Origin of the sequence: Bradyrhizobium sp. 141 (genome assembly GCF_023074055.1) — a bacterium.
GTDB lineage: Bacteria > Pseudomonadota > Alphaproteobacteria > Rhizobiales > Xanthobacteraceae > Bradyrhizobium.
Genome location: NZ_JADPKR010000053.1, coordinates 163535 through 175594, shown reverse-complemented (window position 1 = coordinate 175594; position 12060 = coordinate 163535). Strand labels below are relative to the sequence as shown.

The window sequence follows — 12060 nt, the reverse complement described above, 5'->3', positions numbered from 1 at the left end:
GGCAAGGCGCCGCCAGCAGGGAAGGCGCCGCCTGCAGGGAAAGGCGCCGCGGGCGGGCCAGAACGACCCAGTCAGGCCGAGAACGTCAACGCAGGAGCTGGCCCCGGGCGGATTCGATCTGGTCCGCCTGCGGGAGAGGCCGTCGCGACGGCTTGATCGCCGAGGCCTGCGCATCCAGGTAGCAGGGCTTGTACATGGCCTGGAGCTGCTTGCCCTTTAGGAACAGCATGTGCGGGGTGAGACCGCCGCGCTGGTTGATCCAGCGCCTCACCTGCGAGGGATACATCGCATAAAGCATCTGAGTCGCCTCGGTATTGGTGACGGCGCGGCCATTGCTGCCGAAATCCCAGGCCGCGTGGAAGCCAAGCGTCGCACTCGAGGTCACGCAGATGCGGTCATGCGGGATAGCGCCGAGGACGATGGTGCAGGCGGAGGCGCAGAGGCCGTCGATGATGACGGTTTCGCCTGACTGACGCAGATCCTGGTACCTGTCGACATAGGTTCCAATTCGGCCGCCGCGGTCATCCGCGATCCGAACCACTGCGTGAGAAGCCCCCATGCCAGCGATCAACAGAACCGCCGCAAGCAACCCCGTCAGAAACTTCATTGGCCCCCGCCCCGGTCGAATTCGAATCTGCTTGTCAGGTGGTGATGCACGGCTAGCGTCCGTCGTAACCGAGGTTTTGTCTAGGCAGGCCGGCTCGCTCAAAACAAATTCAAATCCAGTGTTGCGTCCGCGCTGCACTCGGAAGGTCTCTATCCCAAAGTGGAACAAGTTAACGATGTCTTGCGCGCCACACACTTGATCTCAGTTACAACCGTCGGCTTCAATCCGGGCAAATACAGGGGAACCTAGGGGTGGGGGAAATACATGGCTGAAGAGACGGACGTGATCGTTGTCGGCGCGGGACTATCGGGACTGGTTGCCGCAACCGAAATCGCCGAGGCGGGCAAGCGCGTGATCGTGGTCGATCAGGAAGGCGAGCAGTCGCTCGGCGGCCAGGCGTTCTGGTCGTTCGGCGGATTGTTCCTGGTCGATTCGCCCGAGCAGCGCCGGCTCGGCATCAAGGATTCCTTCGACCTGGCCATGCAGGACTGGATCGGTGCCGCCGGCTTCGACCGCGACGAGGATTTCTGGCCGCGGCAATGGGCCGAGGCCTATGTGGCGTTCGCAGCCGGCGAGAAGCGCGCCTGGCTGCGGGCCATGGGCCATCGCATCTTTCCCGTGGTCGGCTGGGCCGAGCGCGGCGGCTACGACGCGATGGGCCACGGCAATTCCGTGCCGCGCTTTCACGTCACCTGGGGCACCGGCCCCGGCATCGTCGAGCCGTTCGAGCGCCGCGCGCGAGAGGCCGCCAACAGCGGCCGGCTGAGTTTCAGGTTCCGCCACCGCGTCGACGCGCTCTCGATCACCAACGGCACGGTGGATGGCGTCAGCGGCGCCGTCCTCGCTCCTGATACGATCGAGCGCGGCAAGAGCTCCTCTCGCAACGTGGTCGGCGAGTTCGCGCTGAAGGCGCAGGCCGTGATCGTCGCCTCCGGCGGCATCGGCGGCAATCACGAGCTGGTCCGGCAGAACTGGCCGAAGCGGCTCGGTGATCCCCCGAAATTCATGATCTCCGGCGTGCCCGAACATGTCGACGGCCGCATGATCGGCATCACGGAGAGATCAGGCGCGCGGCTGATCAATCGCGACCGCATGTGGCATTATGTCGAGGGCATCCAGAACTGGTCACCGATCTGGCCGCGCCACGGCATTCGCATCCTGCCCGGGCCGTCCTCGATGTGGTTCGACGCAACAGGCACGCGGCTGCCGGCGCCGCTCTTCCCGGGCTCCGACACGCTCGGCCAGCTCCAATACATCATGTCGACGGGCTATGATTATTCCTGGTTCGTCCTGACCCAGAGCATCATCAAGAAGGAGTTTGCGCTGTCAGGCTCGGAGCAGAACCCCGACCTGACCGGCAAAAGCTGGCGCATGACCTTGCGCCGCGCCACCAACAAGGGCGCACCGGCGCCGGTGGAAGCGTTCAAAAGCCACGGTGTCGACTTCATCGTACGCGACAAGATCGAGGACCTTGTTGTGGAGATGAACAAGCTTGCCGGCAGCGACCTTCTCAAGCTCGAGCACATCAAGATGCAGATCGAGGCGCGCGACCGCGAGATCGCCAATCCCTACGTCAAGGACGCGCAGGTGATGAACATTCACAATGCGCGCCGCTATATCGGCGACAGGCTGATCCGCACCGCCTCCCCACACCGGATCCTGGATCCCGCGCAGGGGCCGCTGATCGCGGTCAAGCTCAACATCCTCACCCGCAAGACGCTGGGCGGCTTCGAGACCGATCTCGACTCGCGTGTGTTCGGCAGCGAGGGCAGCGTCATTCCCGGCCTCTATGCGGTCGGCGAAGCCGCCGGCTTCGGCGGCGGCGGGGTGCACGGCTATCGCTCGCTGGAAGGCACGTTCCTCGGCGGCTGCCTGTTCTCGGGCCGCAATGCGGGCCGTGCCGCTGCCAAAGCGGTGGGCTAGATCATGCGGCGGTGGATGCGCTTCGGGGCGCTGGTCGCGGCATTGGCCGCCGCTTCGGCTGCATCCGCCGAGACGATCGACGTCAACGGCGTGAAGCGCTCCTACACTGCGCAGCTGCCGGCCAAAAAGCCTGCAGCGCTCGTGATCGTGCTGCATGGCAAGACCCAGCGCGGCGCCGACATGATCACGCGGACGGCGTGGCCGCAGGTCGCGAAACGAGATGGCTTTGCCGTGGTGTTTCCCGACGGCCTCAACCACGCCTGGGCCGATGCGCGGACGAAGGCGGGACCGGCGCTGCGCGGCCCACCGGTGGGTACCGATGATGTCGCCTTCATCGCAAAGCTCGTCGAAAAGCTGGTGGCCGACGGCACGGCCGATGCAAAGCGCGTCTATGTCGCGGGCGTCTCCAATGGCGGCGCCATGGCGATGACGCTGATTTGCGCCCGCGCCGATCTGTTTGCCGCGGGCGCGAGCGTGATCATGAATCTCACTGATGAGGCCGCGGTCACGTGCCATCCGGCACGGCCGCTGCCGATGCTGCTCATGAACGGCACGGCCGATCCGCTGGTGCCTTACGAGGGCGGACGCGGATCGAGCTATTACGCCGCAGACGGATTCTGGTCGACCGACGAGACGCTGGCGTTCTGGCGCAAGCTCAATGGCTGCGAGACTGACGACGCCGCGATGGTCGATTTGCCTGACAAGAATCCCGCGGACCAGTCCACGGTCACCCGGATCACCTCGCGCTGCTCGGCCGGGCACGACGTCGTGCTCTATCGCATCAATCATGGCGGCCACCGCATGCCCGGCTTCGCCCCGGATGCCCGCTTCCCGAGGGTCGCAGCCAGCCTGCTGGGGGCACAGAACAGCGACATCGACGGCGCCGAGACAATCTGGACATTTTTCAGTCAGTTTCCGTAAACGGCGCATGCATGCCTGGGCAACGCATGCGTGGCTGGCAACGCATGCGTGCCGGGGGTGGCAGAGCGCGAGGCGCTGGGCTAGACAGGGCCGCCATTCCAGTGAGGAGATCCCAATGAGCATTCAGCGCCTTGAAACCGGCCCGCGCATGAGCCAGGTCGTCGTGCACGGCAACACCGTCTATCTCGCCGGCGTCGTCGCGAACAAAGCCGGCGGCGAAAGCGTGACGAAGCAGACCCAGGACATCCTGGCGACCATCGACGGCCATCTCGCCAAGGCCGGTACCGACAAGTCGAAGCTGCTCTCGGCCACGATCTACATCACCGACATGAAGACCTTCGGCGAGATGAACGCGGTGTGGGACGCCTGGGTCTCGCCCGGCAACACCCCGGCGCGCGCCACCGTCGAAGCCAAGCTGGCGGCGCCGCAATACACCGTCGAGATCATGGTCGTTGCGGCGAAGTAATTTTCGCGAAAACGTCACGCGCGTTGATGACCTCCGAGGTAATCGATCGACGCGCGTGAACCTTCGATAGTCAGGTCAGCCGAATACGGCGCCATCGAAGGAGAGCACCATGACCGACCCCATCACCATCGCCCGCCGCTACATCGAGCTCTGGAACGAGCGCACCGCCGGCCGACGCCGCGAGTTGCTCAGCGAAAACTGGACGACGGATGCGAGCTATGTCGATCCCTTGATGGAGGGCGACGGCCGCGACGGCATCGAGGCGCTGATCGCAGGCGTGCAGCAGCGCTTTCCCGATTTCAAGTTCAAGCTGATCGGCGAACCCAACGGCTACGGCGATCACATCCGCTTTTCGTGGGGACTTGGTCCCGATGGCACCGACAGCCCGATCAAGGGCACTGATTTTGCCGTGCTGAAGGACGGCCGTATCAGAAGCGTGACCGGATTTCTCGATCAGGTGCCGGCCGGAGGGTGAGACCGCTCGCCCTCCCTCGCCGTTGGCGAGAGGGTACCCGCATTCGGACTTTCACAAGAGGTCGTCATGCCCGGGCTTGTCCCGGGCATCCACGTTCTTGGTGCGCCATCGGAAGACGTGGATGGCCGGGACAAGCCCGGCCATGACGATGTGGAGAAGATCGTGGTCCCAATGTACGAGCGCATACGCGATTGTTCTGCCGCAGACGGAGAGGGCGGCACCCCCTCGACGAAGCCGTCGCCACGGCTTACCTGTTCATGCGTGCCGCCCCGTATCCTCCAGACATCGGCCCAGCCGGCCGCGCTGTTGCCTCGCCGCTTCCAGCAATGGTTCGCGGCCCGCGGTTGGTCGCCGCGCGCGCATCAATTGGCGCTGCTGGAGAAGGCGCGCGAGGACGCCAGCGCCCTGCTGATCGCACCGACCGGCGCCGGCAAGACGCTGGCGGGATTTCTGCCGACGCTGGTCGAACTTTCGACTGAAGCGGCTGAACGGAATGCGGGTGCGAAGCAAGGCCTCGTCTCCACCGGCCGCAGCGTGCAGCGTACCGGCGGCCTTCACACGCTCTACATCTCGCCGCTCAAGGCGCTGGCCGTCGACATCGCGCGCAATTTGGAGCGCCCGATCGCCGAGATGGGCCTGCCGATCAAGGTCGAGACCCGCACCGGCGACACCCCGGTGTCGCGTCGCCAGCGGCAGCGGCGCTATCCGCCGGACGTGTTGCTGACGACGCCCGAACAGCTCGCCCTGCTGCTGTCCTCCGACGACGCGCCGTTCCTGTTCTCCTCCTTGAAGCGCATCGTGCTCGACGAGCTGCATGCGCTGGTGACGTCCAAGCGCGGCGATCTGCTCTCGCTCGGGCTCGCACGGCTGTGGCGGCTGGCGCCGCGGATGCGCGCGATCGGCCTGTCGGCAACCGTGGCCGAGCCGGATCAGCTCGCGCGCTTCCTGGTGCCGCAGCCGGGCGGCAAGCAAGCTGCCGCCGATATCGTCATCGCGGGCGGTGCGGCTCCGCCTGAGGTCGAGATGCTCGACACGCGCGAGCGCCTGCCCTGGGCCGGCCACAGCGCGCGCCATGCGCTGCCCGAGATCTATGAGCTGATCAAGGCGAACAGGACCACGCTGGTCTTCGTCAACACCCGCAGCCAGGCCGAGATGCTGTTCCAGAATCTCTGGAGCATGAATGACGACGGCCTTGCGATTGCGTTGCATCACGGCTCGCTCGACGTCGCCCAGCGCCGCAAGGTCGAGGACGCAATGTCGGCGGGCAGGCTGCGCGGCGTGGTCTGCACCTCTTCGCTCGACCTCGGCGTCGACTGGGGCGATGTCGATCTCGTCGTCAATATCGGCGCGCCCAAGGGCTCCTCGCGCCTGATGCAGCGCATCGGCCGCGCCAACCACCGCCTCGACGAGGCCTCGCGCGCGGTGCTGGTGCCGGCCAACCGTTTTGAAGTGCTGGAGTGCCGCGTCGCGATCGACGCCATTGCCGAGAACGCGCAGGATACGCCGCCGTTGCGCACCGGTGGCCTCGACGTGCTGGCCCAGCATGTGCTGGGCTGTGCCTGCGGCGAGCCGTTCCTCTCCGATGACCTTTATGCCGAGATTCGCAGCGCTGCGCCTTACGCCGACCTGTCGCGGCAGGATTTCGACGACGTCGTCGATTTCGTCGCCTCCGGTGGGTACGCATTGAAGACCTACGAGCGCTTCGCCCGCATCAAGCAGGACAAGGAGGGGCGCTGGCGCGTCGCCAACCCGAAGGTGCGGCAGAGCTACCGCATGAATGTCGGCACCATCGTCGAGGACGACATGCTGAAGGTGCGGCTGGTGCGCTCGCGCGGCGGCGGCCAAGGAAAAGCAGGCGGCTCGACCGGCGTGATCGCGCGCGGCGGCAGGTTGCTTGGCGAGATCGAGGAAGCCTTCATCGAGGGCTTGAGCCCCGGCGATACCTTCGTGTTCTCAGGCGAGGTGGTGCGCTACGAGACCCTGGTCGAGGACCAGGTCTATGTCTCGCGCGCGCATGACAAGGACCCGAAGGTGCCGTCCTATATGGGCGGCAAGTTTCCGCTCTCGACCTATCTCGCCGAACGCGTGCGCCGGCTGCTCGACGACGGCCGCGCCTGGGGCGGCTTGCCGGAGCAGGTGCGCGACTGGCTGTCGCTGCAGAAGGACGTCTCGCAGGTGCCCGCGGTGCGCGAGCTGCTGGTCGAGAGCTTTCCGCGCGCCAACAAGCATTATCTCGTCTGCTATCCCTTCGAGGGACGCCTCGCGCATCAGACCCTCGGCATGCTGCTGACGCGGCGGCTGGAGCGTGCCCGGGCGCGGCCGCTCGGCTTCGTCGCCAATGAATATGCGGTGGCGATCTGGGGGCTTGGCGATCTCTCCTTCATGATCCGCGATGGCCGGATCGACCTCAACGCCCTGTTCGACCCCGATATGCTCGGCGATGATCTCGAGGCGTGGCTCGCCGAATCCGCACTGATGAAGCGCACCTTCCGCAACTGCGCGATCATCTCCGGCCTGATCGCGCGCCGCCACACCGGCGAGGAGAAGACCCGCCGCCAGGTGTTGTTCTCGACCGATCTCGTCTATGACGTGCTGCGCAAGCACCAGGCCGATCACGTCCTCTTGCGCGCCGCCCGCGCCGACGCCGCCACCGGTTTGCTCGACCTGCGCCGCCTCGGCGACATGCTCGCCCGCATCCACGGCCGCATCACGCACAGGGAACTCGACCGCGTCTCTCCGCTCGCGGTGCCCGTGATGCTGGAAATCGGCCGCGAGTCAGTCTATGGCGAAGCTGCAGACGAGCTCCTGGCGGAAGCCGCCAATGAGCTCGTCAAAGAGGCGATGGGATAAGAGCAGGTTCGGACGTGACCGTTGGCGCGCAGGTTTCAGGAGATGTCGACGACATGCGCGTGTCCAGAGTCACCATCAGCGATGTGAGCTTTACCGCCGATCTCTCCGGCGCGCTGTTCTGGGAAGAGCAGCGCCTGCTGGTCGTCTCCGACCTGCATCTGGAGAAGGGTTCGAGCTTCGCCACCCGCGGGGTGCTGCTGCCGCCTTACGACACCATCGCGACGCTCGGCCGTCTCGCTGCTGTCATCTCCCGCCATGATCCACGCATCGTCATCGCGCTCGGCGACAGCTTTCACGACCGCACCGCGCATCAGCGCTTGTCGTCGGACGACCGCGATGCCGTCACGGCGCTCCAGACCGGTCGCGACTGGATCTGGATCTCCGGCAATCACGATCCGATGCTGCCCCGCGATCTCGGCGGCACCGTCGCCGACGAGGTCGCGATCGGCCCGATCACCTTCCGTCACGAGCCGTCCGGTGCGCGCGGCGAGATCGCCGGCCATCTCCATCCCAAGGCGCGCGTCTCCGCGCGCGGCCGCTCGATGGAGCGCCGCTGCTTCGTCTCCGACGGGATGCGCGCGGTGATGCCGGCGTTCGGCGCCTATGCCGGCGGTCTCAGCATCCGCGACGCTGCCTTCGCAAAGATCTTCCCGACCAATGGTTTTGTCGCCCATCTGCTGGGCGACCGCCGCGTCCACGCCATTGCGGCCTCGCGCTGTTCCTGAGATTTCAGCGTGATCTCGGAACAAATTAAGAACAATTTAGCAAGTCTTTGATATATCATTGTGATTCGGCGCGTTGCCGACACAATATCTAGCGTCTGTCAGACTTTGCGAGGACTACATGTCCACCATCGCCTTCGATCAATTTGCCCTCACCCGGATCGCCGATTTCGCGCGCTCGCTGTCGCGGCTGCATCACGCCGCGCGGCGCCAGAGGATCGACGACGACCAGTTCGACCGCGAGTTCAACGCGGTGTGCCAGTCGATCTGGGGCTACACCATCGACGATGTCAGCGATGATCTGTTCGTGGCCGAGGATCATCTGTTTCTCGACACGCTGGACGAAGCGCATGCGCGCATCTTTGCGGCCGAGCAGGGCTACGACCTCGTCGGCGATCAGGGCATGCTGACGGACTGGTGGGGCTTTTGCTGGATGATCCTGGCCGAGAAGCGCGGCCTCCTGACGCCGGACAACCGCGCTGCCGCGCGCGCGGCGATCGAGGAGAAATATCTGGCGGCGCCAAACGTGATCGGGGTGATCATCGGGAGGTGACGCGCCGTGCTCGGGACAAAGCGCAGCGCGCCAAGCGATGCGCTGCAGAGCCGGGGCCATCTCGCGGCATTCTGGGTCCCGGCTCTGCGTCGCGTCATTGCATGCCGCGCCGCGTCCGGGACACGAGAGCGAACTATTCCAATCCCGCGCGCTTCGCCGATTTCTGCGCCGTCGTCTTCGGCACCGTCACGTCAGGCAGCGTCTCACGCACGATCTCCGCAGCAGGAGCATCCGCCGATACCGTTTCCGCCCGCACCGGCGCCACCCTCATCTCGCCGAGCCGTGCGCGGACCTGGGCGGTGAGGCCGGGATAGGAGGCAACCGGGGTGAAGTCCGCCGCCTGGTCGTTGCCGACGCGGATGCCGGTATAGGCGACGAGGCCGTCAGTGGTGGCGATCACGTCGCCGGCTTTCAGCGAGGAGTCCAGCGCGAGATCGACCGGGGCAAGGCCCACGGGCTCACGGCCGTTGCAGGTGCAGTCGGCGCGCAGCGCCTTGCGGTAGGCGAACGCGTTTTCGCTGTCGGCGTAGCGTTCGCCGGTCTGTGACGCGGCACCGTCGATCGAGGAGCCGAAATAGACCTTGGTCGCGCTGGCAGGACAGAACGCCTGACACATCTGTGCCGGCGAGGCGAGGCCCCGCATCAGCGGAAAATACTTGCCGTCACAGCTGCGCACGCAGAAGGCCGGGCCCGAGCTGCCAGCCGCGGCTGACCGCGTCGGTGGCACATATTGCGGGGTCGCGGCATTTTGCTGGCCGGTGAAGGGATCGGCGTACGGGCTCGCCTGTTGCGGCACCTCGCGCCGCGGCCGCTGCTGTTGCATGCCGCCGAACAAGAAGTCGAACAGGCCCTCGGCTGAAACCGGGGCGGGAGCCGCAAGCAGCGGTGCTGCAAGCGTGGCGGCTACAAGCATCGCGCGCCGCCGCGGGCGCGCATGGGACAGGACTGTACGCAACGCTCACTCCACCCGACGCTACTGAACAAGGCTGGAACCCCAGGGCCTCAGCACATGATTCACCATAAGCCGCGATGGTAAATGAGCAGTTGAGCGGAGGCGGTTTCAAGTCGGGGTGGTGACCTCTTTGAGGCCGGGCACAGCTTCCGACGGATGGTGGCTTCCGGGCAACGCCCGGACGCGACGGCCACGCGTGTTTCGTACCGTTACGCCTTCAAGAACTCCGACGCCTTATACAGCGAGCGGAACGGCAGGCCGGCTGCGCCGAACGTATCTGTGGCGCCTTCCTCGCGGTCGACCATGGTCAGCACCAGCACCACCTCGGCGCCGGTCTCACGCACCGATTCCACTGCCTTCATCGCCGAGCCGCCGGTGGTGGTGACGTCCTCGACGATCACGACGCGCTTGCCCTCCAGCGTCTCGCCTTTCGGCAGGCCCTCGATCGCGAGCTTGGCGCCATGCTCCTTCGGCTTCTTGCGCACGAAGAAGGCTGCGATCGGATGGCCCTTGATCCAGGAGATCTGCGCCAGCGCGCCGGCGAGCGGTACCGCGCCCATCTCGAGGCCGCCGATGAAATCGAGATTGTCGTCTTTCAGCGCCTCATAGGTCAGCTCGGCGAGCAGGGTCGCTCCCTCGGGGTCGAGCATGGTCGGCTTGAGGTTGAAGTAGAAATCGCTCTTGCGGCCCGACGCGAGCGTCACCTCGCCGCGGCCGAAGGAGCGCCGGCGGATGATTTCGAACAGGCGGGCGCGGGAGGCAGATTTCGACACGGCGGTCCCTCGAACAGCTTTTTAGAGGAGGCGGAATTTATCCGCGACGGCCGCCACATTCCAGAGGGGGCGTCCCTCGTCAACAGGGATCGGCCATCCCCCGGCTGCCGGTTGTGGGGGCGCGACCTTCTGGAGTAGTTGAGAGCCCAAGTCAGGGCACGACGCCTCCTCGGGAAGGGCATGGGAATGACCATCGAGCTGCACACCTGGAACACGCCGAACGGCCGCAAGATCTCGGTCGCGCTGGAGGAGATGGGGCTGCCCTACAAGGTGATCCCGGTGAACATCACCAAGGGCGAGCAGATGGCGCCTCGGTTCCTCGAGCTCTCCCCGAACAACAAGATCCCCGCGATCGTCGACCCCGAGGGCCCCGACGGCAAGCCCGTTAGCATCTTCGAATCGGGCGCGATCCTGCTCTATCTCGGTGAAAAGACCGGCAAATTCCTGCCGAAATCGCTCAGCGCCCGTATCCCCGTCTACGAATGGCTGATGTGGCAGATGGGCGGCTTCGGCCCGATGCCCGGCCAGGTGCACCATTTCATCGCGCTGGAGAACGAGCAGGACCGCGCCTACGGCCTGAAGCGCTACATGGCGGAGACGCGCCGGCTCTACGGCGTGCTCGACCGCCGCCTGGAGGGGCACGACTTCGTCGCCGGCGACCTCTCGATTGCCGATTTTGCCATCCTGGGCTGGGCCTGGCGCCATCCTCGCCACAAGGTTGAGCTGGCGGACTTCCCCAACGTCAAGCGCTGGTATGAAGCGCTGATGGCCCGTCCGGCCGTGAAGCGGGGGATGGACGCGAAACTGGATTAGCTTGCCGGGCCTCGTGCCCCGGACGCGACGCAGCGCGCCCGGCGATGCGAAGCATCGTCCGGTGCGTCGCAGAGCCGGGGCCCATGCATCTGCGATCTCGTTCTTGGCCTGCTGGGTCCCGGCTCAGCGCAGCAGCGCAAGAGCGCTGCTGCGCGTCCGGGACACGAGCGCGCGGCTTGTGGCGTCAGCTACACCTTCTTCGCTTCGACCGCCATCCGCAGCGCAAGCCCGGCCAGCACCGTGCCCATCAGCCAGCGCTGCACCATCATCCAGCTCGGCCGGCTCGCCAGGAACTGCGCGATCGATCCGGCGGCAAGCGCGATCATCGCATTCACGCTGACGCTGATCGCGATCTGGATTGCGCCCAGCACGACCGACTGCGCCAGCACGCTGCCGGCAACGGGATCGATGAACTGCGGCAGCAGCGCCAGATACAGCATCGCGATCTTCGGGTTGAGCAGGTTGGTGACGAAGCCCATCGCGAACAATTTGCGCGGGCTGTCGATCGCGAGCTGTTTCACCTGGAATGGCGAGCGTCCGCCCGGCTTCACCGCCTGCCAGGCGAGCCAGAGCAGATAGAAGGCGCCGGCAAAGCGCAGCGCGTCATAGGCGAAGGGAATCGCGAGCAGGAGCGCCGTGATGCCGAACGCCGCACACAACATGTAGAACACGAAGCCGAGTGCCACGCCGCCGAGCGAGACGATACCGGCCATGGGCCCCTGCGTGATCGAGCGCGAGATCAGATAGATCATGTTCGGTCCCGGGGTGAGCACGAGACCGAGGCAGACGAGGGCGAAGCCGAGCAGGGCGGAGGTGTGAGGCATGGGTGAACCGGCGCGGGAGACGCGGTGGTTCTAATATGCGCGGCGAAGTGGGGCCATTGCGCAATTGCTCGGAGGACAATTCAACTCTCGTGTCCCGGACGCGGCGCAGCGTGAAACGGTGCGCCGCAGAGCCGGGATCCAGTTCGCGCGGCGTGCACCCCGGATCAGCAGCGCACCACGC

12 protein-coding genes are annotated in these 12060 nt (G+C 65.8%); 8 read left to right on the top strand and 4 right to left on the bottom strand.

Annotated features, from left to right (window positions below):
* Positions 1–85: 85 nt before the first annotated feature.
* On the bottom strand, positions 86–607 hold the full coding sequence (locus tag IVA81_RS15335) for a hypothetical protein (protein WP_247319503.1): 522 nt from the start codon (positions 605–607) through the stop codon (positions 86–88).
* A gap of 264 nt (positions 608–871) precedes the next feature.
* Here IVA81_RS15335 and IVA81_RS15330 point away from each other — a divergent pair, with 264 nt between their 5' ends.
* From IVA81_RS15330 to IVA81_RS15300, 7 genes are all read left to right on the top strand, one after another.
* Positions 872–2530, top strand: a complete 1659-nt coding sequence (locus tag IVA81_RS15330; RefSeq protein WP_247319500.1) for an FAD-binding dehydrogenase — start codon at positions 872–874, stop codon at positions 2528–2530.
* Positions 2531–2533: 3 nt separating this feature from the next.
* On the top strand, positions 2534–3451 hold the full coding sequence (locus tag IVA81_RS15325; protein WP_247319498.1) for a PHB depolymerase family esterase: 918 nt from the start codon (positions 2534–2536) through the stop codon (positions 3449–3451).
* Between the two features lie 115 nt (positions 3452–3566).
* The gene (locus tag IVA81_RS15320) at positions 3567–3917 is read left to right on the top strand and encodes a RidA family protein (RefSeq protein WP_247319496.1); all 351 of its coding nucleotides are present in this window, start codon (positions 3567–3569) and stop codon (positions 3915–3917) included.
* Positions 3918–4026: 109 nt separating this feature from the next.
* Positions 4027–4392 carry a nuclear transport factor 2 family protein gene (locus IVA81_RS15315; protein ID WP_247319494.1) on the top strand — a complete coding sequence of 122 codons (366 nt, stop codon included), beginning with the start codon at positions 4027–4029 and terminating at the stop codon, positions 4390–4392.
* A 261-nt stretch (positions 4393–4653) separates the two neighbouring features.
* Entirely contained in the window at positions 4654–7242 is a 2589-nt protein-coding gene (locus tag IVA81_RS15310; protein ID WP_247319600.1) for a ligase-associated DNA damage response DEXH box helicase, read from the top strand.
* Between the two features lie 53 nt (positions 7243–7295).
* Positions 7296–7967, top strand: coding sequence for a ligase-associated DNA damage response endonuclease PdeM (gene pdeM, locus IVA81_RS15305; protein ID WP_247319492.1), 672 nt, complete (start codon positions 7296–7298; stop codon positions 7965–7967).
* A 118-nt stretch (positions 7968–8085) separates the two neighbouring features.
* Entirely contained in the window at positions 8086–8517 is a 432-nt protein-coding gene (locus IVA81_RS15300) for a hypothetical protein (protein WP_247319490.1), read from the top strand.
* A gap of 133 nt (positions 8518–8650) precedes the next feature.
* Here the strand turns inward: IVA81_RS15300 and IVA81_RS15295 are convergent, their stop codons facing one another.
* Together IVA81_RS15295 and pyrE are read right to left on the bottom strand one after the other, a co-directional pair.
* Entirely contained in the window at positions 8651–9430 is a 780-nt protein-coding gene (locus tag IVA81_RS15295; protein ID WP_247319488.1) for a DUF2865 domain-containing protein, read from the bottom strand.
* 248 nt (positions 9431–9678) lie between these two features.
* The gene (gene pyrE / locus IVA81_RS15290; protein WP_212277777.1) at positions 9679–10242 is read right to left on the bottom strand and encodes an orotate phosphoribosyltransferase; all 564 of its coding nucleotides are present in this window, start codon (positions 10240–10242) and stop codon (positions 9679–9681) included.
* 186 nt (positions 10243–10428) lie between these two features.
* Between pyrE and IVA81_RS15285 the strand changes: the two genes are divergently transcribed.
* Positions 10429–11055, top strand: a complete 627-nt coding sequence (locus IVA81_RS15285; RefSeq protein ID WP_247319486.1) for a glutathione S-transferase family protein — start codon at positions 10429–10431, stop codon at positions 11053–11055.
* A gap of 188 nt (positions 11056–11243) precedes the next feature.
* Here IVA81_RS15285 and IVA81_RS15280 read toward each other — a convergent pair whose 3' ends face one another.
* Positions 11244–11879 (bottom strand): LysE family translocator, encoded by a 636-nt coding sequence (locus IVA81_RS15280; protein ID WP_247319484.1) that lies wholly within the window; start codon positions 11877–11879, stop codon positions 11244–11246.
* Positions 11880–12060: the final 181 nt, after the last annotated feature.